Annotated in this window: 26 protein-coding genes and 1 pseudogene; 13 read left to right on the forward strand and 14 right to left on the reverse strand. The window is 71.6% G+C overall.

Annotated features, from left to right (window positions below; translation table 11 throughout):
• Positions 1–9: 9 nt before the first annotated feature.
• The 5 genes from ACFVQZ_RS01805 to ACFVQZ_RS01825 form a co-directional block, all read right to left on the reverse strand.
• Complete coding sequence (locus tag ACFVQZ_RS01805) at positions 10–1155, reverse strand: formyltransferase family protein (protein ID WP_063835283.1); 1146 nt, start codon at positions 1153–1155, stop codon at positions 10–12.
• 72 nt (positions 1156–1227) lie between these two features.
• Positions 1228–2484 carry an acyl-CoA dehydrogenase family protein gene (locus ACFVQZ_RS01810; protein ID WP_383618804.1) on the reverse strand — a complete coding sequence of 419 codons (1257 nt, stop codon included), beginning with the start codon at positions 2482–2484 and terminating at the stop codon, positions 1228–1230.
• A 28-nt stretch (positions 2485–2512) separates the two neighbouring features.
• Positions 2513–4051, reverse strand: a complete 1539-nt coding sequence (locus ACFVQZ_RS01815) for an FAD-binding oxidoreductase (protein WP_383618806.1) — start codon at positions 4049–4051, stop codon at positions 2513–2515.
• A 249-nt stretch (positions 4052–4300) separates the two neighbouring features.
• Positions 4301–4666 (reverse strand): chorismate mutase, encoded by a 366-nt coding sequence (locus ACFVQZ_RS01820; protein ID WP_383618808.1) that lies wholly within the window; start codon positions 4664–4666, stop codon positions 4301–4303.
• A gap of 89 nt (positions 4667–4755) precedes the next feature.
• Positions 4756–5289: a flavin reductase family protein gene (locus tag ACFVQZ_RS01825; protein WP_051787475.1), complete on the reverse strand. Its 534-nt coding sequence runs from the start codon at positions 5287–5289 to the stop codon at positions 4756–4758.
• A gap of 148 nt (positions 5290–5437) precedes the next feature.
• Here ACFVQZ_RS01825 and ACFVQZ_RS01830 point away from each other — a divergent pair, with 148 nt between their 5' ends.
• Entirely contained in the window at positions 5438–6898 is a 1461-nt protein-coding gene (locus tag ACFVQZ_RS01830; protein ID WP_383618811.1) for an amino acid permease, read from the forward strand.
• A gap of 15 nt (positions 6899–6913) precedes the next feature.
• On the opposite strand, the gene ACFVQZ_RS01835 is transcribed toward ACFVQZ_RS01830, so the two are convergent.
• Positions 6914–7339: a DUF5958 family protein gene (locus ACFVQZ_RS01835; RefSeq protein WP_383618812.1), complete on the reverse strand. Its 426-nt coding sequence runs from the start codon at positions 7337–7339 to the stop codon at positions 6914–6916.
• Positions 7340–8251: 912 nt separating this feature from the next.
• Positions 8252–8851, reverse strand: a complete 600-nt coding sequence (locus ACFVQZ_RS01840) for a DinB family protein (RefSeq protein ID WP_383618814.1) — start codon at positions 8849–8851, stop codon at positions 8252–8254.
• Between the two features lie 336 nt (positions 8852–9187).
• Between ACFVQZ_RS01840 and ACFVQZ_RS01845 the strand changes: the two genes are divergently transcribed.
• From ACFVQZ_RS01845 to ACFVQZ_RS01860, 4 genes and pseudogenes are all read left to right on the forward strand, one after another.
• Positions 9188–9661 (forward strand): hypothetical protein, encoded by a 474-nt coding sequence (locus ACFVQZ_RS01845; RefSeq protein WP_383618816.1) that lies wholly within the window; start codon positions 9188–9190, stop codon positions 9659–9661.
• A 44-nt stretch (positions 9662–9705) separates the two neighbouring features.
• Complete coding sequence (locus ACFVQZ_RS01850; RefSeq protein ID WP_383618817.1) at positions 9706–10218, forward strand: hypothetical protein; 513 nt, start codon at positions 9706–9708, stop codon at positions 10216–10218.
• A 470-nt stretch (positions 10219–10688) separates the two neighbouring features.
• A complete protein-coding gene (locus tag ACFVQZ_RS01855; RefSeq protein ID WP_383618819.1) occupies positions 10689–11486 on the forward strand; it encodes a hypothetical protein in 798 nt (265 codons plus the stop codon).
• 119 nt (positions 11487–11605) lie between these two features.
• Positions 11606–12200 (forward strand): annotated as a pseudogene (locus ACFVQZ_RS01860) (transposase family protein).
• Positions 12201–12213: 13 nt separating this feature from the next.
• Here the strand turns inward: ACFVQZ_RS01860 and ACFVQZ_RS01865 are convergent.
• The gene (locus tag ACFVQZ_RS01865; protein WP_383618821.1) at positions 12214–12852 is read right to left on the reverse strand and encodes an SMI1/KNR4 family protein; all 639 of its coding nucleotides are present in this window, start codon (positions 12850–12852) and stop codon (positions 12214–12216) included.
• A 162-nt stretch (positions 12853–13014) separates the two neighbouring features.
• Here ACFVQZ_RS01865 and ACFVQZ_RS01870 point away from each other — a divergent pair, with 162 nt between their 5' ends.
• The 3 genes from ACFVQZ_RS01870 (at position 13015) to ACFVQZ_RS01880 (ending at position 15326) form a co-directional block, all read left to right on the forward strand.
• Positions 13015–13434 carry a hypothetical protein gene (locus ACFVQZ_RS01870; RefSeq protein WP_383618823.1) on the forward strand — a complete coding sequence of 140 codons (420 nt, stop codon included), beginning with the start codon at positions 13015–13017 and terminating at the stop codon, positions 13432–13434.
• Between the two features lie 746 nt (positions 13435–14180).
• A complete protein-coding gene (locus ACFVQZ_RS01875) occupies positions 14181–14747 on the forward strand; it encodes a DUF4291 domain-containing protein (RefSeq protein ID WP_383618825.1) in 567 nt (188 codons plus the stop codon).
• A gap of 72 nt (positions 14748–14819) precedes the next feature.
• A complete protein-coding gene (locus ACFVQZ_RS01880; RefSeq protein WP_030493064.1) occupies positions 14820–15326 on the forward strand; it encodes a DinB family protein in 507 nt (168 codons plus the stop codon).
• Positions 15327–15920: 594 nt separating this feature from the next.
• Here ACFVQZ_RS01880 and ACFVQZ_RS01885 read toward each other — a convergent pair.
• The 3 genes from ACFVQZ_RS01885 to ACFVQZ_RS01895 all read right to left on the reverse strand — a co-directional run bounded on the left by ACFVQZ_RS01885 (position 15921) and on the right by ACFVQZ_RS01895 (position 17934).
• A protein-coding gene (locus ACFVQZ_RS01885; protein WP_383618827.1) for an IS5 family transposase occupies positions 15921–16752 on the reverse strand; the annotation gives its coding sequence in 2 pieces (ribosomal slippage) (positions 15921–16401 and positions 16400–16752; 834 coding nt in all).
• 37 nt (positions 16753–16789) lie between these two features.
• Complete coding sequence (locus tag ACFVQZ_RS01890) at positions 16790–17290, reverse strand: DUF1877 family protein (RefSeq protein WP_030493063.1); 501 nt, start codon at positions 17288–17290, stop codon at positions 16790–16792.
• Positions 17291–17379: 89 nt separating this feature from the next.
• Entirely contained in the window at positions 17380–17934 is a 555-nt protein-coding gene (locus ACFVQZ_RS01895; RefSeq protein ID WP_383618829.1) for a CGNR zinc finger domain-containing protein, read from the reverse strand.
• A gap of 119 nt (positions 17935–18053) precedes the next feature.
• Here ACFVQZ_RS01895 and ACFVQZ_RS01900 point away from each other — a divergent pair, with 119 nt between their 5' ends.
• Complete coding sequence (locus ACFVQZ_RS01900; RefSeq protein WP_383618831.1) at positions 18054–18920, forward strand: NAD(P)-dependent oxidoreductase; 867 nt, start codon at positions 18054–18056, stop codon at positions 18918–18920.
• Between the two features lie 247 nt (positions 18921–19167).
• A complete protein-coding gene (locus ACFVQZ_RS01905) occupies positions 19168–20604 on the forward strand; it encodes a VanZ family protein (RefSeq protein ID WP_383618833.1) in 1437 nt (478 codons plus the stop codon).
• Between the two features lie 131 nt (positions 20605–20735).
• Here ACFVQZ_RS01905 and ACFVQZ_RS01910 read toward each other — a convergent pair whose 3' ends face one another.
• The 3 genes from ACFVQZ_RS01910 to ACFVQZ_RS01920 form a co-directional block, all read right to left on the reverse strand.
• On the reverse strand, positions 20736–21533 hold the full coding sequence (locus ACFVQZ_RS01910; protein WP_030493059.1) for a 3-hydroxybutyrate dehydrogenase: 798 nt from the start codon (positions 21531–21533) through the stop codon (positions 20736–20738).
• Positions 21534–21628: 95 nt separating this feature from the next.
• On the reverse strand, positions 21629–23179 hold the full coding sequence (locus ACFVQZ_RS01915) for a tannase/feruloyl esterase family alpha/beta hydrolase (RefSeq protein WP_383618835.1): 1551 nt from the start codon (positions 23177–23179) through the stop codon (positions 21629–21631).
• Positions 23180–23225: 46 nt separating this feature from the next.
• Positions 23226–23435, reverse strand: a complete 210-nt coding sequence (locus ACFVQZ_RS01920) for a hypothetical protein (RefSeq protein ID WP_383618837.1) — start codon at positions 23433–23435, stop codon at positions 23226–23228.
• A 101-nt stretch (positions 23436–23536) separates the two neighbouring features.
• Between ACFVQZ_RS01920 and ACFVQZ_RS01925 the strand changes: the two genes are divergently transcribed.
• The 3 genes from ACFVQZ_RS01925 to ACFVQZ_RS01935 all read left to right on the forward strand — a co-directional run bounded on the left by ACFVQZ_RS01925 (position 23537) and on the right by ACFVQZ_RS01935 (position 25344).
• Positions 23537–24313, forward strand: a complete 777-nt coding sequence (locus tag ACFVQZ_RS01925) for a CoA transferase subunit A (protein WP_030493057.1) — start codon at positions 23537–23539, stop codon at positions 24311–24313.
• The gene (locus tag ACFVQZ_RS01930; protein ID WP_030493056.1) at positions 24313–24972 is read left to right on the forward strand and encodes a CoA transferase subunit B; all 660 of its coding nucleotides are present in this window, start codon (positions 24313–24315) and stop codon (positions 24970–24972) included. Before ACFVQZ_RS01925 ends, ACFVQZ_RS01930 begins: the two co-directional genes overlap by 1 nt.
• Before the next feature lie 177 nt (positions 24973–25149).
• Entirely contained in the window at positions 25150–25344 is a 195-nt protein-coding gene (locus tag ACFVQZ_RS01935; RefSeq protein WP_030493055.1) for a hypothetical protein, read from the forward strand.
• Position 25345 lies beyond the last annotated feature (1 nt).

Raw genomic sequence — 25345 nt, forward strand, 5'->3', positions numbered from 1 at the left:
GTACGGACCTCAGGGGACGGGGAGGGGGACGGGGGCGGGGGCTTCGGTGCGGGCTTGGTCGGGGGTTTCGGTGCGGGCTTCGGTGGTAGCGGGATCGGAGGGTGCCGTCGGGGCCGGAGCGGGCGTGGGCGGGGCGACCAGGCGCGTACCGTCCGGCAGTTGCCCGGTGGCGGCGGCAGGGGTCTCCCGGCCGTCGCTCTCGGTGGTGCGCACCTCCAGCCAGCCGTCCGCGCAGCCCGCGAACACCCGGCCCGCCGCGCCGTGCACGACGAGGCCCGGCACCGGTGCCTGCTCCGGCGCGCCCGCGGGCGCGGGGTCGACGGACAGGATCCGCACGCGGCGGCCCGCCTCGTCCGCCGTCCAGGCACCGGGCGAGCGGTAGCCGGCCCGGACGTGCCGCGCCACGACGGCGGCCGGCAGCCGGAAGTCCAGGCGCAGGTCGGCGTCCGTGGGGCGGCCGAAGTACGAGCGCCGGGACGGGTCCTGCGGGATCGGCCGGTAACTGCGGTCGACGAGCTGCGGGATGAGCTCCAGGAGCATCAGGACGTTGGCCCGCTCCTGGGCGGTGCGCAGGTCGATGGCGGTCTCGTCGCCGGTCAGCGGCACCTCGTGCTGCATGATCAGGTCGCCGCTGTCGAGGACGGGTGCCATCTCGATGGCGGAGACCGCGGACTCGGTCGCGCCCTCGCGGATCATCCAGTAGAAGGGCGACAGGCCGGCGAAGGCGGGCAGCGGGGACGGATGGAAGTTGACCGCCGTGACCCGGGGCACCGACAGCAGGCGCTCGCGCAGGATCTGCTGGAAGTTGGCGACGAGGAAGTAGTCGGCGCCGTACCCCTCCAACTCGTCCACGAACGACGGCAGGTTGACCGACGACGGTCTCAGGACCGGCACGCCGAGCGCGGCGCCCTGGGTGACCAGATCGACCTGCTCCGGGTCGTCGGTGAAGTACGAACAGCGCTTGCCGTGCGGGGAGGTGACCACCGCGGCGAGATCGACCTGCGGATGGCCGTGGAGCATGCTCAGGAACGGCGAGCCGAGCTTGGAGTTGACCTCCGAGAACAGCACGACGCGTATCCGGTCCGCGGGGTCCTGCGGGGCCGGGGAAGCGGTGGATGCCGGGGCGGTGCGGGCGGTGGGGGCGGTGGGCGCCATAGGTCGTAACACCTTTCTCATCGACCAGTTCTTCTCGTCGACCTGTCTCTGCGACGTCCGTCGGGCGGTCGTCTAGAAGAAGGGGCTGGTCGACTTGCCGCCGAGCAGCACGTTGCCGGTGAGCTGGAGGATCGAGTCCTGGGCGACGGCGTGCTGGTTCATGGTCCAGGCGTCGCGCAGCCAGCGGTCCAGCGGCGACGGCTTGTAGACGGAGGAGCCGCCGACGAGGTCGAAGAGGGTCTGGACGATGTCGCGGGCGGTACGGAAGGCGTGCCGGCGGGCGATGGCGGTGGCGACGCGGGCGTCGTCGGTGAGCTCGGTGCCGCCGGCCAGCGCGTCCCACTGCCGGGTGAGGCTGGCGTACACGCCCGAGCGGGCGGCGAGGAGTTCGCCCTCCAGCCGGGCGATGGTGCTCTGCACGCGGTGGTCCTGCGCCCAGGGGGTGCCGGTCTCGCGGTCGGTGCGGTGCGCGGCCATGGCCCGTACGTGGTCGAGCGCGGCGCGGGCCACGCCGAGGGGGATGCCGGACATCTTGCGCAGGATCGCGTCGGGGCTGGAGTGCAGGGGGCCGGTGCGGCGCGGGTCGGAGAAGCTGAAGGAGCGCTCCTCGGGGACGAACAGGTCCTCGCAGGAGTAGTCCTGGCTGCCCGAGCCGGCGAGGCCGGTGGTGTGCCAGGTGTCGTGGAACGTGTAGGCGTCGGGCCGCGAGATCAGCACCCGCCAGTGGGTGGGCTCGCCGGAGACCGGGTCGGGCTCCGGGTTGCCGTCCTCGTCCACGATCAGGCAGCCGGCGCCGAGCCAGTCGCAGTGGGCGGAGCCGGAGCCGAACTTCCAGCGCCCGGTGAGCCGGTAGCCGCCCTCGGTGCGCACGGCGCGGCCCTGCGGGTAGATCCAGCCGGAGTTGGCCAGGTCGAGCGAGGGGTACATCGCGCGGGCCACGTCGTCGTCGAGATAGCCGGAGTAGATGCCGGAGTCCATGCCGATCATGGCGCACCAGGCGGTGGAGGCGTCGCCGGTGGCGAGCGTCTCGATCAGCTCGCACTGCTGCATGGAGGTGAGTTCGGGGCCGCCCCAGGTCTTGGGCATGGCGGCGCGGAAGACGCCGCCGTCGCGCAGCAGGGCGACGATGTCGTCGGGCAGGGTGCGGTTGGCCTCGATGCGGGGACCGGCCTCGCGCAGCAGCGGGACGAGGGTGCGGGCGTGCGCGAGGATCGCCTCGGCGGTGTCGGGGACGTGCGCGCGGTCGGCGGGGGCGGGCGCGATGGCGGCAGCGGCGTCGGTGGCGGCAGCGGCGTCGGTGGCGGCAGCGGCGTCGGTGGTCGTGGTCATGGCGGTCCTTCGAGGATCGGTGGGGTGGTCAGAGGTAGCGGCCGGGCGCGAGGGTGCGGTGCGGGTCGACGAGGGCGGCGATGTCGCCGACCAGGCCCGCGTGGGCGGCGTCCGGGGCGTGGGTGCGGCCCCAGCCGCCGTGCGCGGAGTCCAGCCGGTACGGCGCCCAGCCGGCGTCGGCGAAGAGCGCGTACGCCCGGTCGAGCGCGCGGTGCGCGGCCTCGGCCTGGGTGGCCCGGTCGAAGGGGAAGGAGACGACCAGGTCGATGACGTCGGCGTCGAGGGCGTTGACGGTGGCGCCGGGCCGGATGCCGGTCTCGGCGTGGATGGTGTCGAGGAGGGCCAGGGCGCGGGAGGTGTCGGGGCCGGTGAAGGGGATCAGCGGCAGGAAGAACAGCCAGCCGTTGCCCTCGGTGTCGACGAGGTCGGCGCGGGTGCCGGTGGCGGAGGCGAGCATGTCCTCGTTGAACGCGACCGAGCCCGCGTAGGCGGCCTGGACGACCTTGGAGACGGTGTCGTCGGCGGCGGGCTCCTCGCCGGCCGCGATCCGGTCGAACAGGCCGGTGGCGCGGGCCTCTTCGACCAGCGCGCCGGCCAGGGCGTCGAGGGTGCCGGCGGTGGCGTCCACGCACAGGTGGGCGAGGTAGCCGTGGCCGCGCTCGCCGCCGTACGTGGCGGTCGAGGCGGTGTCGTAGATCTTCACCACGCCGGAGACCACGTTCCCGGCGCGCCAGCGGCGGATCAGGTCGACGGCCTCGGGCAGCCGCTCCCGGCCGAAGGAGAGCCGGACCACGCGCTGCGCCTCGGGACGCGGCAGCAGCCGGACCACGGCGGCGGTGACGACGGCCAGCGGGGACTGCGTGAACAGGTGCAGGGTGCTGGGTCCCAGGCCGTACGGGTTGGCGGCGGCGCCCGCGGTGGTGCCGGGCCACCAGCCGGTGCGGACGACACGGCCGTCGGGGAGCACGGCCTCCAGGCCGAGCAGGTCCTCGGTGCGCTGGCGGCGCAGGCCCACGCCCCGGTCGACGAGGTTCCCGACGAGGGAGGTGTGGCCGGAGGAGGCGGTGACGTTGAGCATGCGGTCGGTGCCGGCGAGCCGGGCGGCGAGGGCGGCCTGGGTGACGCCGGGTTCGACGACGGCGTACCCGGCGCCGGTGTCGAGGGCGCGGACGGCGTCGAGCCGGTCGAGTTCGAGGCGGACCACGGGTCCGGCGGCCGGCTCCTTGGACCCGAGGCCCCAGTTGCGGCCGGTGGACACGGCGTGGAGGCCGGGCAGCCCGGCGCGGGTGCCGCCGTACGCGTCGAAGGCGCGGACGACGTGCCGTACGTCCTCGGTGCTGCCGGGGCGCAGGACGGCGTGCAGCGGGCGGGCGGCGAACGCGGAGACGTTGGCCTCGGCCGGCAGCGGTCCGGGGGCCCCGCCGTCGGGGCGGATCACGTGCTCGGGACCGAGGGCGGCGGCGACGGCGTCGAGCACCGAGCCGAGAGCCGTGCCGGCCGCGGGGGCGGGGGTGAGCGGGGCGGTGGTGGGGTGTTCGTGGTGGGTGGTGGTGGCGGTTTCGGGCATGACGAATCCTCGGAAGGTGCGTACGCGTCGAGGCGTGGAGTGGAGGGTCAAGGAAGGGAACGGTGGGCGCGGCGGCGTTCCGGGCGCCGGAAGGGTCGGCCGGGCCGGCGCCCGTCCCGGCCGCCGGGGCTCAGGCTCGGACTCGGGCTCGGCGTCGACATCGGGCCGTCTCGCGATCGAGGCGCCAGGATCAGAAGAACGGGTCGGCATCCGGGCCGGACTTTGTCAGGTCCGGGTACGCGGTCCTGGTCAGGCGCCGGGACGGGTGGGTGCCGCGCCAGCGAGGTAGGCGGGGCGGGGCCGGCCGGGCCGGTCCCAGCGGAGGTGCGCCAGGACCCGCAGGGTGCGGGCGGGCGCCCCCGCGAAGGCGGCGTCCTGCGCGCAGAGCGCGGGCACGTCCCAGCCCGCCTCGTGCAGGGCGAGCGCCGGGTTGGTGGCGGTGAGGTCCGGAGTCTGCGTGAACATCAGGCTGACGAGGTCGTCCCGTTCGAGCCGGTTCGCGGCCAGCAGCGCGGCGAGGAGGTCGTGGGTGGCGCGGGCGAGGGCCTGGGCGGTGTCGGCGTCCACGGCGATGGCGCCGCGCACGGCGACCAGAGCGGCACGAGTCACGCTCACGGCACCGGCACCGGCACCGGCATCAGCACCGGCAGCGGCGTGCGGACCCGCCGCGCCCGCCGCTTCCGCCGCTTCCGCCGCTTCCGGGCTCAACGCGCGTCCGCGGGGGCGGAGGTGAAGCGCCCCTGGTGGAAGACCAGGGCGTCCTGCGGCTCGTCCGCGCACGTGGTGTGCAGGACGCGGGCCAGGAAGAGACTGTGGTCTCCGCCGGAGTACGTGTCCTCGACCTCGCAGGCGAGGGAGGCGAGCGCGCCGGGCAGGACGTCGTGCCCTTCGGCCGAACGGTCGAGGTAGGCCCCCAGGGTGTGCCCGGTGGGCTTCTCGCGGGAGGCGAACAGGCGGGCCACGTCGCCCTGGTGGGCGGCGAGCAGGTGGATACCGAGCCGGCCGCTGGCGGTGATGACGGGGTGGGCGCGGGCGGTCTTCATGACGGAGACCAGGACGCGCGGCGGGTCGAGCGAGACCGAGGTGAACGCGTTGACGGTCATGGCCACCGCGGTCTCCGCGGTGCCGCTGCTGAGGACGGTCACTCCGGTGGGATAGCGCCGCATGACGTTCCGCAGGTCGGCGGGCGCGCGGTCCGCGGTCGTGCCGCGGGCATGGGTGATGGAAGGTGCAGGCATGGACTTCCCCCTTCGCACGGTAGTGCGAATCTCGTTGCTGCCTAAACGCTAGCGCGTCTTGTAAACGCTGATAGCTTTTCTAACACAGATTGCGCCACACTGGTCAACCACATCCCCCGCCCACGAACCGCTTGCACAAGGGAAATCCGTGACGCCACCGCCCGCCCGCACCTCCCAAGCAGCGCTCCGCTCCCGCCACTTGGCGATGCTCGCCCTCGGAGGCGTGATAGGCGCCGGCCTGTTCGTCGGCACCGGGGCCGGACTCGCGGCGGCCGGCCCCGCGGTCCTCGTCGCGTACCTGCTGGCGGCTGCGCTCGCCCTCGCCGTCATGCGCATGCTGGGCGAACTGGCTGCAGCGATGCCCGAGTCGGGCTCCTTCTCGGTCTACGCGCACCGGGCGCTGGGCCCGTGGGCCGGCTTCACGACCGGCTGGCTGTACACGTGGGTCACCGCGGTCGCCATCGCGGTGGAGGCCCTGGCGGGTGCCGCGATCCTGCACGCCTGGTGGCCTGCCATACCCTCCTGGGCCTTCACCCTCACCGCGATGACGATCTTCACCATCGTGAACATGACGGATGTCCGGACCTTCGGCGAGGCCGAGTTCTGGTTCGCCTCGCTGAAGGTTCTGGCCGTGCTCGCCTTCATCGCCCTCGGCGCCGCGGCCCTCCTGGGACTGCTCCCCGGCACCCCTTCACCCGGCCTGGCGCACCTCACCGGCGACGGTGACGGCGGGTTCGCCCCGCACGGCCTGTCCGGCGTCGTGACGGCGCTCCTGGGCGTGGTCTTCGCCTTCGGCGGCATGGAGGTCATCGGCATGGCGGCGGCCGAGTCGCACGACCCCGGCCGCAGCATCCGCACCGCCGTCCGCACCGCGATCTGGCGGATCGCCCTGTTCTACCTCGGGTCGGTACTCGTCCTCGTCCTGCTCCTGCCCTGGCGGTCGGCGCGGCCCGACGAGAGTCCGTACGTCGCCGCGCTCGTCCGGCTCGGCATCCCGCACGCGGACGTCATCACCCAGGCGGTGATCCTCGTGGCCCTGCTCTCCGCTCTCAACGCCAACCTGTACGGCACCTCGCGCATGCTGCACTCGCTCGCCGAACGCGGCGAGGCACCCCGGGCGCTGACCCGCCGGACCGGGCGCCGGGTACCGGCCCGCGCGGTGGCCGCCGCCTCGGCCGTCGGCTTCGCCGCGGTCGTCCCGGAGGCGGTGGCCCCGGGCACGACGCTCCCCCTGCTGGCCAAGGCGATGGGCGCGGCGATGCTGTTCATGTGGCTGGCCCTGGCCTGCTCCCACCTCGTGCTGCGCCGCTCCCTGGAACGCACCGGCCGCCTGGTGCTCCGTACCCGCGGCTTCCCGGCGACCACCCGAGCGGTGATCGGCGCGATAGCCGCCCTCATGCTCCTGATGGCCCTCTCCCCGGCGACCCGCCCCCAACTCCTCACCTCCGCGGCCCTCACCGCCACCCTCGCCCTCACCGGCACCCACCGCACCCGCAAGCGCCCACCCGCGCGGCGGCCAACAGACCCCCAGCACCCAAGTCAGCCCTTCCCGCCACCGGCTGACACCGGGGAACGGTCGGGTGCCGAGAGCATCGCGCGGAACGGATGATCCAGGGCAACCCTGCTACTCAGCAGTTGCCGGGAGGTTGTGCCATGCATGTCTGCATACGCCCCTGCAGGAGGTCTCGCGGCGGCGAGTGTCGGCAACGGCGAATACAGAAACGAGGACGCGAAACGCCTTGACGTGTTCTGCAGGGGGCAGGTTGGCGAACCGGTAACAGGGCGGGTCCAGGCAGATCATCACGGCAGGATTGATCGTCGGCTTCACGCCAGAACGCGCCACCCCCGCACGGCCGTCCGCCGCTGTGATGTGCGCCTGCATCGCATAGCCGGCGACCTCCACCAGCACTGCGTGTTTGCGTGCCGGGGTGAGGGCGGAGAACCAGCTCACGCCTGCGTCCAAGGTGCGGCATTCCTGGGCGATCTCATTGACGACCCGCTCGGTCTCACGCCGGAGGGCGCGACCATCGTCGCTGCTCGGCTCGGTCATACTCGATGATTCCACGCCGGCTCCGGTTGAGCGAGGGACGATCTGCCCCGCAACCCCGACACGGCGCACACGGCGCAGACTCGGCCGTCTGCGCTGGCAGCAGCCGACCAAAGGGGAAGGGGACTCCGAGCACTGGCTCGTACGGCTGGAGGTGCCCGTGACCGCGTCACGTCCACGAAGAAGTGCGCGACCTGCAGGTCGCCGGGGGTGAACGCCGGAGTCGGCGATCCTCCGCCCGGCCCGACCGGGCCATGTGAGCGACGGCACATCGCGCTGCATCCGGATGGCCGTATCCGCCGCGACCCACGCCTCCGATGCCCCGTACGAGGCCCCACCGAGGCGCCCGAACGCCACGTCCGAAAGTACGGCGATCGCCGGCACAGACGGCTCCCGCCCCAGAACCTGCGGGGCCGGAACCGGTGCACGGGACATGTCTTCGACGGCGCCGTCGATACGCGCCTGATCGGCGTCCGCCTTCAGCAACACAGCGCCGACGCGCCCAGTCGCGCGCTCGAAGCGAGCCGCGGCCACTTCGACATCATCCGCGGACGACACCCATCAGCCGCCACGGCCCGGTTCAACCCACCCACGTGGAAGGGCACTTCCATCCGCACTCCAAGCTGGCGGCGACGCCAGTGGAATGCCCGAGAGCGCGTCCGGCAGGACGTCGGGACGGATACGCACACGCCCGGGTACGGCCCCGAGTAGTGATCCGCCCTTTCGGAGCGAACGAGAAACGCACCGAGGATCGCCAAGGTCGAGTCACTTCGCCCCGAGCCCTGATTCATCCAGCAGCGCCCGGTGCAACCGACTCCATAGGCCGGCCCACGTGGCGAATGTCGACGGCAGATCGCCCAACACCCAGCCGCTGATCAGCGCTCACGGCCCGGCAACATCCGCACGGCCGACACCTCACGCAGGACGGCCTCCCGCCTTGGCTGATACGGCCGATCTGGCGGCCTGCTCGATCTTGGCGCAGTAGGCGACGCGGGCATCCTCGTCGATCGGCATCTCGTGTTCCGGGCGCATCCCGGTCCGGCCGTCGAGGCCTTCGCGCAGGATGTCGGCGTGCCCGGCATGCCGATTGGTCTCGCCGAGGACGTGCATTAGGACGGCGAACAGATTCGTGTGGGAGTGAGGCTCCGGCCACCACGGCACATGGCCGGGGGCGTCGAGGGCAAGGGCGTTGATCGTCGCGTCGGAGTGTTCCCACGCGCGTCGGTAGAACTCGATGATCTGATCGCGCGTCTCATCCCTGGATGCCCAGTGATCGCTACCGTCATGGTCCTGCCACGGGGGCAGCGGTTCCGGGGACGGCCGGTCGAAGACCTCGCCGAAGTATCTGGCCTCGACACAGGCCAGGTGTTTGACCAGGCCGAGGAGGTTGGTCCCGGAAGTGGTCAGAGGCCGGCGGACGTCGTATGCGGACAGACCGTCGAGTTTCCATAGCAGCGCCTCGCGGTCGCGCCGCAGCCGCGCGTGCAGGCTGTCCTTCGCGAAGTTATCGATCATGCGGCATGAGCCTGCCACGGACCACTGGCAGCCTCAAGATCCCCTGCGTGGTCGGCAACGACCGTCAGATCGCCTCTCAGAAACCGAACTCCGGTCCCAGGTGATACGTCCGCAAGGCGGTGGCCGACGCCGGCGCGGTGACCGTGAATCTCTGCCGGCGATCATCTTCCTGGCGACACCGGGCCGTACCCGACGGCGGCTGCCACCGGGTACGGCCCGGCCTGGCCCGGCCACCTCAATCCGGGATGTCGAGCAGAGCCCGACGCCATGCAACGGCGTTGTCAGTCCCCGCCGCTATGGTTCGCGCGTTCACGATCAACAGGGAGGGGTGGCTCGATGGGTGCCAGCGGATGGGACTACGTCACCAGGTACGACGGCGATGCAGAGGAGGCCTTGGCGGCACTGCGGGCCAGGGTGTTCCAGGACCAGTACGGCAGTGATGCCCGATACGGAAGCCTGGCGGATCTCTACGACGACGAGGAGTTCATGGGGACCGAGGGCACCCATACGATCCTCGACATCGACAGGGTTGTCGCCACGGATGTCCCTCCGACGAGGTCCAGTGTGGCTGACTACGGCACCCTGCGACCTCTCGCCCTCCACCGCGTGATGCACCACTTCGGCACAACCCGACCGTCGGTCGAACAGTTTGAGAAACTGACCGCTGCTGCCCATGACGCCGCGAGCCATGAGGAGTACGAGCAAAGCCTGCTCGGCGAGTGTCAGATGCGGTGGACCGGTTACTACATCGTCCTCTACTCCGGCGACAGGCCGACTCACCTGGGAATCTTCGGATTCTCAGGGGACTGAGATCTGTCCCGAAGAATCTGTGCAGCCAGGAAAGTCTTGCGGCCGTGAGCAGCTCTTTCCAAACGATCGTTGACCTGGAGGCGACCGCCGAGGACGCCGTGACGCACGGGAAGCGGGTGGTGGCGTGGCTGGTGGGTGAGGGGATCGTGGGGCTGCCGGCTTACGGACCTGGGGCGCGATGGGAGCGGGCGACGGGGCTCCGGGAAGCGAGCGGGAGCGACGGACTGACCGTCGTCACGGGACGGACGGTGTTCTTCTCGCCACAGCAGAATGGGCCGCCGGTGTGTCCGTACTGCGCGGCGGTGTTCGGGGATGGACAGCGTGACGTGTTCTCGCCGGTCATGGACGCGTGGTGGAACACCGGCAGGGGGGAAGTGCCGTGTCCGGCGTGCGGACGGGTGGTACCGCTGGCCGCGTGGGAGTGGGCGGGAGACGGGCTCGCCTTCGCGTACTTGGGGTTCGAGTTCCGAAACGGGCCCGCTTTGCTGCCGGAGTTCGTGATGGAGCTGGGCCAGGTACTCGGGCACCGGACCCGGTTCGTGCGAGGACGGATCTAAGGACTGTCCCGTACGTGATCGTGCTCTGCGATGATCTCGACCGTGTCACGCGTGATCACGGCGTCCGAGGCCCTCTGGATAGCCCCCATCCCTGGCGTGGCTCCGCACCGGTTCGACCGGGTGGTGCGTGCGCCGTGGCGCGAAGGCGGTGACACCGCTGGGCGGGGCGCCGACCGTGGGGGATGCCCCCGGAGGACCCGGTGCCTCGGGTAGCTGCGTACTGGCGTACTCACCACCTGGTGTGCGGCAGTTGTGCCGGCAACGTGGTGAAGCCCCGCCTCGCCGTTCACGTCGCCCCCTGCGCCTCAGCGCAGGGGGGAGCTTCGTCGTGTCCAGGCCAGCCGTGGCTCACCCGTCCGGGTTTGCGCATGGGTGGGGCCGGTACGGCACTGAGGGGCGTGACGCCCTGCGGTAGCTTGACGCCGGTGTGACGGCAGTCGGGTCGTGACCGGTTGGCAAGGGTGAAGACGATGGTCTCTGCACAGATCTTGATCGGCGGCGATGGTGCCGAGACCGTGCTCGACGACGGCGGTCTCCGGATCGTCGACCGCCGCACCCGCACGGAGATCCCCCTCGCGGTGGTCCAGGAGGCCCGTACCGACGGCGGACACCACGTCGACATCGTGCTCAGCGACAGCGCCGTGCACCGCGTGGACGCCGGGAACCCGACGGCCGCCACCACCTTCGTCGCTGCTCTGACCGCCGCACTCCCCGCACAGCGGGACCCCGCCGGAAGCGCCCGCATCACGGTCACGCAGCTGGCGTCGCCAGAGGGCGCGGAGAAGCCGGCGAAGGATCCGAAGTACCTGCGCCGGATCGTCATCATGATCGCTCTCGCCGTCGCCTACCTCGGCTACGTGATCTGGGTCGGCGTCGGCCAAGGGGCAGAGGTCATCGCCCCCATCGTCGCGACCGTCCCGCTCCTCTTGGGACTCGGCCTGATGCTCGTCGGGGTCGGCAGAACGCTGGTCCACTTCGTACTCAAGCGGCGCGGGGTCACCGTGCCCGCCACCCTGGACTTCAAGACGACGGACGGGGCGGCCTGGTACAAGTTCGCCGACGCCGACGGCGCGGAGCGGACCGCGCGGAGCAAGTACGTCGGACCGGTGGCCCGCGCCACGTACGACCCGGAGAACCCTGCCGACCAGCTCGCCGTCGAGATCTCGGGAAAGAAGCACCTGTTCTGGGCCGGGATGTGGATCGTCGGTTCACTGCCGCCACTGGTCGGCGGCATCGCCCTCGCCCTGACCCCGTTCACGATCGACTGAGCGGCGCGGCCACGGAGCCGTTTCCAACCGGGCAGCTTGGGCGTCGTGTTGGACGGATCTGCGGAACGTCGAAGCTCCTGGTGAACGGGTTCTCGACCAAGATCGCCCGCACCCACCAGATGCCTCGCGAGCTTGTCCACCTGTCATCGATCGACCTGCCCAGGCGCACCCTGCGGTGTTTGACCGGACACCTCGCTGTGCGTCGACGGGAGATCGGGACCCGCTGGCGGCGTCTGACCACCGGTCGTCAGGCTCTGCTCGCCGCACACCGCTACATACGCGAGGCCGTCGACGTGCTGGCCGCGCTCGCGCCCACCCTGGCCGAGGCGATGCGCATCGCGCGGACCAAGGCGTTCGTGATCCTGGATGGCACCACCCTGGTGCCGATCGACCGGATCGCCGCCGACACCCCGTACTGCTCAGGCAAACACAAGCGGCACGGCAGGATAATCCCAGTTCTCATCGACCCGTTCGGCCGCCTGTTGTGGGCCTCGCCCGCGTTGCCCGGCTCCATCCGGGTGCCCTTCCGCGGCCGTCGCCTCAAGCGGTGGCAGCGCCGCCGCAACAGCACACACGCCGAGATCCGCTGCCTCGGCGAGCAGGCTGTGGCCACCCTGAAGGGCTGGCGTCTCCTACGGAAGCTCCCCTGCAGCACCAACCCGCATCACAACGATCGTCCAGGCCGTCCTCGTCCTTCACCACGCGTCAGCGTGAGGCGGGAAAGGGCTCAGTGTCGGATCTCCCACTCGACACAGTGGTGGCCCGACTCGTGTGCGTACGTCGTGGGCACGTAATACAGGAAGGGGCCGCTCGTTTCCAAAGCGGTGGTCAGAGCTTGGAAGAGCTCTGACAGGCTTGTGGCCCAGAGTGTTCCATCCAGGTCTCCCGATCCGATGCCCATCTCATACACGTATCCGTACGAAGGCCCCGGGCGGTGGTCGATGAAGGCGACGCCCCCGTCGTTGGGAAGCGCGAACGGTACACAGCGATCCAAATTCACAGCCAGCGCGTCCTCCTCCCACAGGTCGGCTTCGAAGTTGTCCTCGCCGACGCCCACGAGCACGTTGTACGCCATCACGATGCTGTCCACACTGCTCAGGCGGTGGCCCGAGGGCAGAAACGCGCCGGCCGGCAGAGCGACGCGGGAGCCCGGGCCGGCGACGGGTTCAGCCGCTCCATCGTGCAGTTCCAGGAGTGCCTTCAGCTCCGGATGCAGGGCGAAGCCCAGCCGTGACTCCAGAGAGGCGAGCTGCTCGGGCTTCGCCGGCTCCCGCAGGGCCGCGTGATCAGCCGGCGAGTGGACCGCGAGCCATGCCTCGAACCGAGCCCACGTGTGCCTGAACGAAGCAGTATCCATGTGCGACATGCACCGAAGATAGACGGGCGCACTGACACCGATATCTCGCACGCTGTCAAGGCTGACTTGCACGAGTGCACGACGCCTCCCGGCGGAATGGTCACCTCGAAGCGGGCTTCGTTGCAGACGCAGCTGCGTGGACTTCACCCCCTGACCAGTGGCGGAGCCCTTGTGACTCTCATCATCGAGTACAGCATCAGCGCCCGGCCGGACCGTCGGCTCGTGGAGGTGTACGACTCGGACGCCTATGTCGGCAGCGTCGAGGCGTACTACCGGTCCAGGACCCAGGTGGTCGCCCAAGACGGCTGTCACCTCTACCTCCACTGCAGTCAGCCCGACATCGCGGTCAAGGTCGTCATCAGGGTGTGGGACACCCCCAAGAAGCCCCTGAAAGACGTCGAGGGCACGGTCCCGGTCTCTCTGGAATCGGAGACTGGCCGGCTCGTCATCAACCAGCTCCCCTGCGGGCCGGCGGGCGAGATGATCTTGCCCCGTCCCGGCGTCTACGACGGGCACGCCGCATGGAATGGGCGAACAGGCACGGCTGCCTACTACAACACCTGCCTCATGCGCGCTGCCGAAGAGCAGTGAGACGCTGAACAGATCGGCGCAACCAGAGGACGGACGGATGACTCTCCTGCCTGGTGGTCCCGCTCTCCCTTCACCTCAGCCTTCGCCCTGGAGCCCGCTTTGCCCTTGCGGACAAGTACTACCCGCTTGATATCCCTGCTCCCGGCAACCGCGCTCGCGACAGCAACGCTCACCGGCTGCACGCTGCTGGAACTCGGCCGGGACTGTGAGGGACCGACGACCGGGTGAAGGAGATGGCGGCGCTCGGCATCCTCGGCTCCCGGCCCGACGGAGCCGCCGTCGCCCGAGGCTTCGAGGAGGTGGACGCCGGCTGCTGGGCCGACAGCGGCGATGGTGTACGCGGGCCGGACAAACGCCTTCCCCGGCACACGGGCCGAAGTGGCCGCACGCTACCGGGCGATTGCGGTACGGGACGGCCTCGCGGAGGCCGGTCACGGAAGCCGCTCCGACCTCGGCACCGGGGCCGGCTACTCGGTCACCATCGACTCGTAGGTGGGCAGCGGCGCCAAAGCCAGTTGCTAGATTCCATCGGCCGTGTGAAGGGCGGCTCGCGGCGGCTCCGGGCCGCGGTGCCCTTCGAGACGGCATCAACCGTCTCAGGGGACACCTGTCCGTGGCCATCCGCACGCGCAAGCTCGCGGTTCGCTACGAGGCGACCGTGCTCGTCGCGGCCATCGCATCGGCCCCGGGGTGGCGAGGGAGAATCGGGTCGCCGTGTCGGCGGGGCAGGTGGCAGGGTGCGGTGCATGACGGCCCAGTATCAGATTCGTGCCGACTACGACGCTCGCACGATCGTGGTCTATCAGGCGTATGCGCCTGTCATCGCTGACGCGGCACTGCGGGCGGGTCGTTTCGTCGCGCCGTTCTCGTTTCATCGGATGACGTGGATCAAGCCGTCGTTCATGTGGCTGATGCACCGCAGCAACTGGGCCCGCAAGCCCGGGCAAGAACGGATTCTCGGCGTGCGGATCACTCGGGAGGGGTGGGAGGAGGCCCTGGCGCGGGCCGTGCTGACCACCGCCGATCCGGCGGCGGTGGCCCAGGCGGCCGTACATGTCCAGTGGGATCCGGAGCGCTCGCAGCGCGGCGCCGCGCTGAATCACTACAGCATCCAGGTCGGCATCGGGCGCCACCTGATCCGTACGTTCACCGATGACTGGATCGTCGGTCTCACCGACCTCACTCCCCAGGTTCGCAAGGCCTCGGCCCTGATGCAGAGCGGGCACTCCGCCAAGGCGCAGCGGCTGTTTCCTGCGGAACGTGTCTATCCCCTGTCCCCAGGGCTGGAAGCTGTCGTTTCCCGGAGGGCGTGACGGCTGTCTGCCGCCAGCAACGTACCGCCAGCTGGGGTGTGCTTCGAAAGTGGATCAAGCTAGGGTGCCTCGGTGACAGAGACGCAACGACGCCGCGACGTAGGCCCACCCGGCAGCGACTCCGACGAGAAGTCGACACTGCTCGCGTTCTTGAACTACGTCCGTGAAGCAGTGGCTGCGAAGGCACAGGACCTTGACGACGGGCAGGGGCGAACGCCTGGAGTACCCTCTGGCACCAGCGTATTCGGCCTGGTCAAGCACCTGACCGCGGCAGAACTTTACTGGTTCGCCTGGGCCTTCGAGGGTGCCGATGTCGACCATCCGGACTTCAGCATGGATCTCTCTGAGGGGGACAGCGCGGGCAGTCTTCTCGCCGCCTATCGCAGTGCCATCGAACGGTCCAACGAGATCATCAAGCGTTGTGACGACTTGAACCATCCGTGTGCTCGGGCTGCGGGCCAAGCAGGGGCTGTGCGATCGATGCGGTGGGTGCTGGTGCACATGATCGAAGAGACAGCTCGCCATGCGGGCCATGCCGACATCCTCCGCGAGCAGGCCGATGGTTCCATCGGCAGATGACGCAGTGCTGCGCAGTCGATCTCAGGTGTTCCACGAGCGGCAGGCGCACGAGGGCTACAGCCATGCGTTGATCGCCGCGACGAGCCCGGTCCCCTCGTAGCGGACGGCGAGCTTGTCGTACCGAGCGGCGACGGCACCGTGTCTCTTGAGGCGGTTGATCCCGCACTCGACCGCATGGCGCTCGCGGTAGTCGGCCGGGGCGAAATGCGGCGGCAGACCGCCGCGGTAGCCGCGCTTTCGGCGGTTGCGGGCTTGGGCGGCCTTGCCATGGATGGTGCGGCGAATGCGCGTCGGCGCAGGTAGGCGCGGTTTCTGCGAGAGGCGTACGCCTTGTCAGCCCTCACGCGGTTGGGCCGGACGCGTGGCCGGCCCGGTCCGATGCGGGGCACGGTGGAGATGCCGCCCGGTGGCTCCTTCTGAAGGTCACCCTGCCTGCGGGCCCCGGCCGCGTGCTGATGGGCGCGGCACACCGTGGAGTCGATGCTCAGGTCCCAGACAATCGCGCCTTTCGCGTCGGCCGGGGACTGGAGCCGAGCGAGGATCCGCTGCCAGGTGATCCGCTTTCGCTGCACGGGCTAGGCGGTGTGCGGAAAGTCAGGGGAGCCAAAGCCGCAGGCAGGCGAGGGTGACCATGGCCTGGTAGTGGGCGGCTCGTTTGTCGTAGCGGGTGGCCAGGGCCCGGTTCTGCTTGAGCCGGCTGAAGCAGCGTTCGACCACGTTGCGCCGCCGGTAGGCGGCCTTGTCGAGGCGGCAGCGGGCCTCGCCGCGGCGGATGCGTCCGTTGATCTGGTCGATCCGCTCCGGGATCGTCGCCGCGATGCCCCGCCTGCGCAGGTAGGCCCGGATCTTGCGGGCCGAGTAGCCCTTGTCGGCGACGACGCGGTCGGGCCGGGTGCGGGGCCTTCCCGGCCCCGGCCGGGCGATCTTGATCCTGGCCATGACCGGCTCGAACTGGGTGCAGTCGTTGACGTTTCCGCCGGTGAGCGTGAAGGCGAGGGGCCGGCCCCGGCCGTCGCAGGCGAGGTGAATCTTGCTGGTCAGCCCGCCGCGTGACCGGCCGAGCGCTTCGCCCTCCCAGGCCCCTTTTTCGGGCCCCGGCCGCATGCTGATGCGCCCGGACCGTCGTGGAGTCCACGCAGACGATCGTCCAGTCGACCTGCCCGACGGCGTCGGAGTGCTGCTGGACGTGGGCCAGGAGACGGTCCCAGGTGCCATCGGCGGACCAGTGCCGGAAGCGTTCGTAGACCGTCTTCCACGGCCCGTAGCGTTCGGGCAGGTCACGCCAGGCGGCCCCGGTGGACAGTTTCCACAGGATCCCGTTGACCACCTGGCGCCGGTCCCGCACCGGCCGGCCCATCCGGCCCGGCGTCAGTAGCGGAGCGATCAACGCCCACGAATCATCAGTCAGTTCATGTCGACGCACCACGAACGGAGCAACGAGCCGTCGACTTTACGGACACGACCTAGTACCAGAACGCCTTGACTACGGCGCGGTGTGCTGTGGCCGCACGGGCGTAGAAGTCGCGGAGGCCGATGTGGTGGGTGAGGTAGTTCTGCTTCGCCGCGCCTTCCGGGTCCTCCCATTGGGCGTACGGTGCGGCAAGTGTGGGGCCCTCCAGTTGCCAGAGGGCGTCGAAGGAGGCCTCGGCGAGCAGGGTCGCGGCTGTGGCGACCTGGTCCGGGGTGAGGAGGGCGAAGGGCGGTTGCCGGTCCATGGGGGCGTGGACCAGGCGGCCTCCGAAGATCGGCAGTTCCCCTGGTGAGGAGACGTCGCCGTGCTTGGCGCCTGCCAGGTACAGGTCGTTGAGGGGGCCGAAGTCCTTGGCTATGGATTCCGCGATGCCCGCCGCGTACTCGGCCTCGTGGTTCTCCCAGGCCGCGCCCATGAACGTCGTCAGCGAGGCATGGTCCTCGTCCGGGAGCTCGTCCGCGGCCACTGCGCGGAGGTGGAGGTGGAAGCCCATGTCGTCTCGGTCCTCTCTGGGGTGTTCTCTGCCGTCGCCCGTCGCCCGTCCGGCCCGTCGTCGCCCTCGTCCGAGAGTGGGGATCGCGGTCAGGTCGCGTTCAGTCGTGACTTCTTGGCCTTGTTGCCGCAGGTGTTCATGGAGCACCAGCGGCGATTGGCGGCGCGGCTGGTGTCGAGGAACAAGCCCGCGCAGCCTGGGCCTTCGCAGGTCTTGACGCGGTCGCGGTCGGGGCCTCCGAGGGTGGCGATGGCGTCCGTGGCCAGGATGCCGAGGGCGTCGGCCACGGGGGTGGCCCGCGTCAGGTGCCATGCTGCGCGTCCGTGTTCCAGCGCGGCCTTCGCGTGTCCGGCGGCGGCGGTCGCGTTGAGGGTGCGGACGTCGTCGGGGTCGGGCTGACGGCGGGCGGCGGTCGCCGATCCGGCGCGGTAGATCGCCTCGCGCAAGGTCACGGCGCGCGCCAGGTCGGCCGGGCGTACGTCGGTGACCTCGAGTCCTGCGGCCGCCAGCCACATCCTCAGCCGGGCGGGGTCCGTCAGCCGCTCCTTCGGCGTCGAGCCGGCGCGGTCGCTGACGGTTGCGGTGAAGCGGAACGCCAGGACCTCGTTGTCCAGCCGGAACACCCGGCGTACCTCCTCGGACATCCAACGTCTCCCCGTGGTCAGTCACGACACGCGCTGAACCGCTTCGGACGGTTCTGCATGATCATAACTTCATGGCATTCTTGAACCGCTTCAGACGGTTCCTGGAAGGGGTGCTTGGCGTGAGCAGCGGTATTGCGGTCATCGGGCTGGGAGCCATGGGGAGGCCCATCGCGCGCAACCTCGTGCGGGGCGGTCACGACGTCGTGGTGTGGAACCGCTCGGACGGGGCCGCGGACGAGCTGGTCGCCCTGGGTGCCCGTCGTGCCGCCTCCGTGGCCGAGGCCATGCGGGCGCCGGTGGTCTTCTCGGTCCTGTCCGACGACCGGGCGGTCGCCGAGACGTTCCTCGACTCCGGCGTCCTCGCCCAGGTGCCGGACGGGACCGTTCACGTCAACCTCGCCACGGTGAGCCCCGAACTGGCCCGCCGGGCCGCCGCCGCGCACGCCGAGCACGGCGTCGGGTACGTCGCGGCACCGGTCTTCGGCCGCGTTCCGGTCGCCGAAGCCGGAGCCCTCAACGTCCTCGCGGCCGGCGAGGAGGCGCTGCTCGACCGCGTGCAGCCGTACTTCGACGTGATCGGCTCGCGGACGTGGCGGCTGGGCGACCGGCCGGAGCAGGCCAACGTCGTGAAGATCCTGGGGAATTACCTGATCGCCTGCGCGATCCAGTCGCTGGGCGAGGCCGTCAGCGTCGCGGAGGGCGCCGGTGTCGACGCCGGGCAGCTGGTCGAGCTGCTGACGTCGACGCTGTTCCCGGGGGTCGTCTACAGCGGCTACGGGTCGATGATCGCCGAACGGCGGTACCAGCCCGCCGGGTTCACCACCGTCCTGGGCCGCAAGGACCTTCACCTCGCGCTCGACGCGGCGGCCGGCCAGGGCGTCCCCCTCCCGATCGGTGAACTGCTGCGCGTCGTCTTCGACGAGGCCATCGCCGACGGCCGCGGGGCGGACGACTGGGCGGTGATCGCGGAACGCCAGCCGCGGTGACGGCGTACGCCAGGCGGCGCACGGAACTGCCGGCCTGCCGCGGGCGGTGACGGTTCGGCCCGCGCTGCGACCTGACTGACTTGCCCTCGTGGCGACCGGGCGCCGCCTCGGCCGGAGCGGGCCTGCAACGGGCTCGGAGCCACGCGACGGCACGCGCGCGACGGGTGGTGCATACGATCGCCTGGCTCGTTCGGCGCATCCATCTCTGTGAGCGGGGGCGCCGAGATCGCGCGAAACGCTCTCCGGCATGGCCGGCGAGCCGACGCGGCCTCCTCCGTGCGACACGAAACAGGCGCCTCTTGTGATCGAAGCGGTCTTCCGGAATCACCTCGGCTTTCTCGCGTTCGCCATCGCGGTCACGCTCCTCGGCGGGTTGGGCGTCGGTGTGGTGGCCGCCCGGCGGGGCGAGCGCCGTTCCGCCGTGTTCTCCGGGCTGTGGGCTTCTTCGGCGATCGGGCCCGTGTTGCTGACCACGTGGAACGGCGGCGGGAACGGCGACGCGGTGTGTGTGGTCAATCCTGAGGTGGGTGCGGCGTTCGCGACGACGCAAGGACAGCTCAACGTTCTCCTCTTCGCACCCTTCGGGCTCTTCGCCCTACTCGCTACCGGACGGCCTTTGCTCAGTTGCCTGTTGGGGCTCCTGTTCACCGCGGGCGTGGAGACCACCCAGGCCGCCGTGCCCTTCGTCTCGCGGCTCTGCGACACGGACGATCTGGCCACCAACGCCGTCGGTGTCGTCGGTGGAGTGGGTGTCGGGGCCCTCGTCTCCCGGTGGGTCGCGCCGCGTCGCCGCCTTGGCGGCGGCGCGGTTCGGCGGGTCGGCCTGGGTGGGGGTGTCGCGGCGCTGCTCCTCCTCTGCGTGTGGGGAACGGTGATCGAGCCGGTGCGGGCCGTGCTTCCCACGGAGGTGCCCGCGGCGAGTGCGGAGCAGGTCCGCGCGCTCGACCTCGCGCTGAGGGAGGCGTTCGGCGACGCTTACGGCGTGGACGAGGCGATGTTCCTCCACAGCATGGAGGGACCCGACCTCGTCTCGGCGCCGCTTCCCGGGGGTTACGCGGAACTGTCCTGGCCCGACCGCGAGCGGTTCACCGTCCACCTGACCCCGACGAGCCGGAGCGACGGGAGCAGCGAGCCCTACGGGATTCCCGGCGTCAGCCGGCCCGTGCGGACGGCCGGGCAGGCGGTGCGGGTCGCGACCGGGTTCGCGCGGCGGTACGCGCCCTGGGCCGTGCGCGACGCGGAGGTCAGCGTGCGGGCCGTCGACGCGGCGGAGGAGGAGCTCGGGTGGGCGGTGGGGTGGCGTCGTCGGCACGGGACGACGCTGATGCCCATGCGCCTGGACGTGGTGATCGAGCCTTCCGGCCGTCTGACCGATCTGAGCGCGCGGCGCGTCGAGGATCCCGTACTGCCGCCGGTCGAGATCACCGAGGCCGAGGCGTGGCGGCGCTTCGCTTCCCGTCACCGGCTCGCGCCTGGGCAGGTCGAGAGGGAGGAAGCGGTGTCTCTCGCCGAGCGGGGAGAGCACGGTTGGCGGGTGCGCTGGCGGCTGACCGCTCGTCAGGGTGATCTCGTACTGTCGGCCGCCGTGGACGCCACGACCGGCGTCGTGACGGACGCCGCCGTCCGCCCGGCGTCGGACGACTCCCAGCCTTCGGGGGCGCTGCCGGCCCAGCAGCCCTGGTGACGACCGGCGGGTACGGTGCCGCCCGCCCCTCCCCACCGCCCTTCGCCCGCGGCGGGTACGGTGCCGCCCTGCCCTCCCCACCGCCCCTTCGCCCGCGGCGGGTCAGCCGCCCGCCCCTCCCCCGCGGCGGGTCAGCCCGCCGTCCAGCCTCCGTCCAGGGGGAGGGAGGTGCCGGTGAGGTAGCCGGAGTGGGGGCCGCAGAGCCACAGGACCGCGGCGGCGACCTCCTCCGCCTCCAGCAGGCGCTTCACCGGGGAGCGGGCCAGCAGCACGTCCGTCAGGACGTCGTCCTCGCTGATGCCGTGGGCGGCGGCCTGGTCGCGGACCTGGCCCTCGACGAGCGGGGTCCGCACGTAGCCCGGGTTCACGCAGTTGCTGGTGACGCCGTGCGGGGCGCCCTCGATGGCGGCGACCTTGCTGAGCCCTTCCAGGGCGTGCTTGGCGGCGACGTACGCGGACTTGAAGGCGCTGGCCCGCAGGCCGTGGACGCTGGAGATGTTCACGACGCGGCCCCAGCCCTGCCCGTACATGTGCGGCAGGGTCCGCCGCATCAGCAGGAACGGGGCCGTGACCATCACCTTCTGGATGAGTTCGAAGCGCTCCGGCGGGAACTCGGTGAGGGGGGCGACGTGCTGGAGTCCGGCGTTGTTGACGAGGATGTCGGCGCCGGCCGGGAGGCGGTCGATCGCGGCCGGGTCCGCGAGGTCGGCCTCGTGCGCCACTCCCCCGGCGGCCTCCGCGACCGCCTCGGCGGCGGGGCCGTCCCGGTCCACGACGTGCACGGTGGCCCCCGCCCGCGCCAGCGCCAGCGCGCACGCCCGGCCGATGCCGCTGCCGCCGCCGGTCACCAGCGCGGTGCGCCCGGAGAGGTCGGTCGCCTCGGTGGCCGGCGGAGGGGTGGGGGTCGGGGTGGGAGAAGTGTTCGTCATGGCCGCAAACAGTAGGGAGCGCCTGAGGGCCCTCCCATGGGTGACGCCGCCATAAAGTGGCGGCACTCCGTGGTGGGCGTCACCACCCGTGGCGTCTAGCGGCCGAGGGAGCAGCGGTCCAGGAGCGCGGCCGGGTCCGCGTCGGCGGGCAGGGGAACGGTCCGGGAGGCGGGCGGGCGGCTGCCGGTGGCCAGCCAGCGCTCCAGGGCGGTGAAGCCACTGCGGTGGCAGGGGACGAGCGGCCGGAGCCGGCCGGGGAAGGCGTCGACGAGGGAGTCGGTGTGGGTGCCGCCCTCGATGCGGTAGTAGCGGTGCAGCGCGCCGCGGCCGGCATCGCGCACCATCCGGGCGTACACGTCGGAGTCCTCGCCGATCGGGAGCAGGACGTCCAGGGTGCCGTGCAGAGTGATGAGGGGCTTGCCGATCCGGCCCGTCAGCGCGATCTTCTCCACGGCCTGCCGGACCTCGGCGGGCCGGCTCGCGTAGTCGTAGTCGGTGTCGCAGGCGGGCGTGCCGGGGGCGCAGAACGGGGTGCCGGCCTCGGTCGCGCCGTCGAAGCCGGGGTCCAGCTCCTCGCGGTAGACGCGCTGCGTGAGGTCCCAGTAGACCTGGTGGTGGTACGGCCACAGGAACTCCGATCCGGCCGGGAACCCCGCGGCGTGCATCTGCCGCCGCGCCTCCTCGGCGCCGGCGCCGCCCGCCGCGTACACGGGGTAGGCGCGGAGGGCCTTCGGCAGGAACTCCATCAGGTGGGGGCCGTCGGCCTTCCAGAGGGTGCCCTCCCAGTCGACGCCGCCGTCGTACAGCTCGGGGTGGTTCTCCAGCTGCCAGCGGACCAGGTAGCCGCCGTTGGAGATGCCGGTGGCGAGGGTGCGGGCGGGGGGCCGGTGGTAGCGCTGGGCGATCGTGGCGCGGGCGGCGCGGGTGAGCTGGGTGACCCGTTCGTTCCATTCGGCGATCGCGTCGCCGGGCGCCTTCCCGTCGCGGTGGAAGCCGAGGCCGGTGTTGCCCTTGTCGGTGGCGGCGTACGCGTAGCCGCGGGCCAGCACCCAGTCGGCGATCGCCCGGTCGTTGGCGTACTGCTCGCGGTTGCCGGGGGTGCCGGCGACGACGAGGCCGCCGTTCCAGCGGTCGGGCAGGCGGAGCACGAACTGGGCGTCGTGGTTCCAGCCATGGTTGGTGTTGGTGGTGGAGGTGTCGGGGAAGTAGCCGTCGATCTGGATGCCGGGGACGCCGCTGGGGACGGCCAGGTCCTTGGGCGTGAGCCCCGCCCAGTCGGCCGGGTCGGTGTGGCCCGAGGCGACGGTGCCGGCCGTGGTCAGCTCGCCGAGGCAGGCGGCCCGCTGGTGCTCGGCGCCCGGCACGCGGAGCTGGTCCATGCGCGCGCAGTGGCCGGCGGCGGGGGCACCGGTGGTGGCGGGCGTGGTGACGGGGGTGGCGGACGTGATGCCGGGGATGGCGGGCGTGGTGACGGGGGTGGCGGCGGCGGTCGGTACGGCCGTGACCGTGAGGGCGGTCAGGGCGAGGGCGGCGAGAAGGGTACGGGCCGCGCCGGCGGGGCGCGCCGCCCGGCGCGCGGTGTCGGGCGGGGTGTCGGACGCGGCGTGGGGCGGGGTGGTCGGCGGGGAGCCGGGGGTGGGACGCACGGGCGGGCCTCCAGGGGGTCGGTCGCGAGGCGGGACGCGCGAGAGGCTATGCCGCCCTTTCGGCCCGACCCATGGGCGTGTCGCCCACTCTTCCGTGCAGGGCGATGGCGTACGGCACCACCTGCTGCCGGCCCGTGCGTACGCGTCGGCCGGCTCGGGGCAGCCGGGAGCCGGAGGTGCCGGTCCGGGCCGCCCGGCGCAGGGAGGCGGTGGTCGGCACCATCTCCACCGGGGTCGGTATGGCGGCGGCAGCCATGGTCGCGTCCTCCGGTGGCTGCCTAGTCTCGCTGCCCATGGTCGTATCGGCCACCGGCTCTGACCTGCGCGGTCATCCGGCTGTCTGAGGAAAGGGCTCCCATGGGTCTGGACAAAACGGTCGCGAGCGCGGCGGAGGCGGTGGCCGACATCCCGGCCGGCGCCTCGCTCGCGGTGGGCGGCTTCGGGCTGTGCGGGATACCCGGCACGCTGATCGACGCGCTGTGGCAGCGCGGCACGGACGGCCTGCGGGTCGTCTCCAACAACTGCGGGGTCGACGACTGGGGGCTCGGGCTGCTGCTCGCGGCGGGTCAGATCGCGCGGATGACGAGCTCGTACGTCGGCGAGAACAAGGAGTTCGCCCGCCAGTACCTCAGCGGGGAGCTGGAGGTCGAACTCGTCCCGCAGGGCACGCTCGCGGAGCGGCTGCGGGCCGGCGGCGCGGGCATCCCCGCCTTCTACACCCCGGCGGGCACCGGTACGCAGGTCGGCGAGGGCGGACTGCCGTGGCGGTACGGCCCCGGCGGCGCGGTCGCCGTCGCGTCGCCGCCGAAGGAGACGCGCGAGTTCGGCGGACGCCCGTACCTGCTGGAGGAGGCCATCACGACGGACTTCGCGCTCGTCCGGGCCACCCTCGGCGACCGGCACGGCAACCTCGTCTTCCGGTCCTCCGCCCGGAACTTCAACCCGCTGGCCGCGATGGCCGGGCGGATCACCGTCGCGGAGGTCGACCACCTCGTCGAGCCGGGCGAGCTCGACCCCGACGAGATCCACCTCCCGGGCGTCTTCGTCCAGCGGGTCGTCCGGGTCACGCCCGGCGACCCCGCCGCCGAACGCCGCATCGAACGCCGTACCGTCCGACAGGAAGAAGCCGCCTGATGGCCCTCACCCGCGACCAGATGGCCGCCCGCGCCGCCCGCGAACTCACCGACGGCAGCTACGTCAACCTCGGCATCGGCCTCCCCACGCTCGTCCCCAACCACCTGCCGCCCGGCATCGAGGTCGTCCTCCAGTCCGAGAACGGCATCCTCGGCGTCGGCCCGTACCCCACCGAGGACGACCTGGACCCCGACCTCATCAACGCGGGGAAGGAGACCGTCACCACGCTCCCCGGCGCCTCCTTCTTCGACTCGGCGCTGTCCTTCGGGATGATCCGGGGCGGTCACATCGACGCGGCGGTCCTCGGCGCGATGCAGGTCTCCGCCGCCGGCGACCTCGCCAACTGGATGATCCCCGGCAAGATGGTGAAGGGCATGGGCGGCGCGATGGACCTCGTGCACGGCGCCGGCCGGGTCATCGTCCTCATGGAGCACACCGCCAAGGACGGCACGCCCAAGCTCGTCGAGACCTGCACCCTCCCCCTCACCGGCCGGGCCGTGGTGCACCGGGTCATCACCGACCTCGCCGTCCTCGACGTCACCCCGGCCGGCTTCGCCCTCGCCGAACTCGCCCCGGGGGTCACCGTCGACGAGGTCCGCACCGCCACGGCGGCCGACCTCCACGTCCCGCCCACCCTGTCCCGGCCCCGCGCGGCGTGACCGTCGCGCCCCGTTCACGCCTCTCGGCGCAGCCAGGCGTCGCACGCGGCGTAGTCGGCGTCCGACAGCCGCGGCCAGGGGACGACGGTCAGGGGCGGCGGCCTGACGGACTATCTGGTGGCGGGGGCGGGTGCGTGGCACGCTCGGCGTACGGACGCGGTGCGGTGGAGGGTTGTCATGAGGCGTGGGTACGGGTGGCTGGTCGCGGGTGCGGTCGTCGTGGCGGGGGTCGGCGGGGGCGGGCAGGCGGTCGCCGTGGAGGGTTCGGGGCCTGCGGTGGCGGCCCTGGTGGTCGAACGGCAGGACTTCACGCCGGCGGACGGCGCGGGTGCGGTGGCCTCGGCGCCCGACTATCCGCTCGGCGAGAACTAGC

The sequence above is a fragment of the Streptomyces sp. NPDC057854 genome (genome assembly GCF_042797055.1).
In the GTDB taxonomy this organism is placed as follows: Bacteria; Actinomycetota; Actinomycetes; order Streptomycetales; family Streptomycetaceae; genus Streptomyces.

Bases quoted from the DNA above. Each gene is read 5' to 3' on its own strand.
- ACFVQZ_RS01810 (WP_383618804.1), bottom strand. From the start codon at position 2,484: ATGACCACGACCACCGACGCCGCTGCCGCCACCGACGCCGCTGCCGCC.
- ACFVQZ_RS01835 (WP_383618812.1), bottom strand. From the start codon at position 7,339: ATGACCGAGCCGAGCAGCGACGATGGTCGCGCCCTCCGGCGTGAGACC.
- ACFVQZ_RS01930 (WP_030493056.1), top strand. From the start codon at position 24,313: ATGGCCCTCACCCGCGACCAGATGGCCGCCCGCGCCGCCCGCGAACTC.
- ACFVQZ_RS01855 (WP_383618819.1), top strand. From the start codon at position 10,689: ATGGTCTCTGCACAGATCTTGATCGGCGGCGATGGTGCCGAGACCGTG.
- ACFVQZ_RS01805 (WP_063835283.1), bottom strand. From the start codon at position 1,155: ATGGCGCCCACCGCCCCCACCGCCCGCACCGCCCCGGCATCCACCGCT.
- ACFVQZ_RS01875 (WP_383618825.1), top strand. From the start codon at position 14,181: ATGACGGCCCAGTATCAGATTCGTGCCGACTACGACGCTCGCACGATC.
- ACFVQZ_RS01925 (WP_030493057.1), top strand. From the start codon at position 23,537: ATGGGTCTGGACAAAACGGTCGCGAGCGCGGCGGAGGCGGTGGCCGAC.
- ACFVQZ_RS01905 (WP_383618833.1), top strand. From the start codon at position 19,168: ATGGCCGGCGAGCCGACGCGGCCTCCTCCGTGCGACACGAAACAGGCG.
- ACFVQZ_RS01935 (WP_030493055.1), top strand. From the start codon at position 25,150: ATGAGGCGTGGGTACGGGTGGCTGGTCGCGGGTGCGGTCGTCGTGGCG.
- ACFVQZ_RS01920 (WP_383618837.1), bottom strand. From the start codon at position 23,435: ATGGCTGCCGCCGCCATACCGACCCCGGTGGAGATGGTGCCGACCACC.
- ACFVQZ_RS01895 (WP_383618829.1), bottom strand. From the start codon at position 17,934: ATGTCCGAGGAGGTACGCCGGGTGTTCCGGCTGGACAACGAGGTCCTG.
- ACFVQZ_RS01865 (WP_383618821.1), bottom strand. From the start codon at position 12,852: ATGTCGCACATGGATACTGCTTCGTTCAGGCACACGTGGGCTCGGTTC.
- ACFVQZ_RS01890 (WP_030493063.1), bottom strand. From the start codon at position 17,290: ATGGGCTTCCACCTCCACCTCCGCGCAGTGGCCGCGGACGAGCTCCCG.
- ACFVQZ_RS01815 (WP_383618806.1), bottom strand. From the start codon at position 4,051: ATGCCCGAAACCGCCACCACCACCCACCACGAACACCCCACCACCGCC.
- ACFVQZ_RS01825 (WP_051787475.1), bottom strand. From the start codon at position 5,289: ATGCCTGCACCTTCCATCACCCATGCCCGCGGCACGACCGCGGACCGC.
- ACFVQZ_RS01840 (WP_383618814.1), bottom strand. From the start codon at position 8,851: ATGATCGATAACTTCGCGAAGGACAGCCTGCACGCGCGGCTGCGGCGC.
- ACFVQZ_RS01845 (WP_383618816.1), top strand. From the start codon at position 9,188: ATGGGTGCCAGCGGATGGGACTACGTCACCAGGTACGACGGCGATGCA.
- ACFVQZ_RS01910 (WP_030493059.1), bottom strand. From the start codon at position 21,533: ATGACGAACACTTCTCCCACCCCGACCCCCACCCCTCCGCCGGCCACC.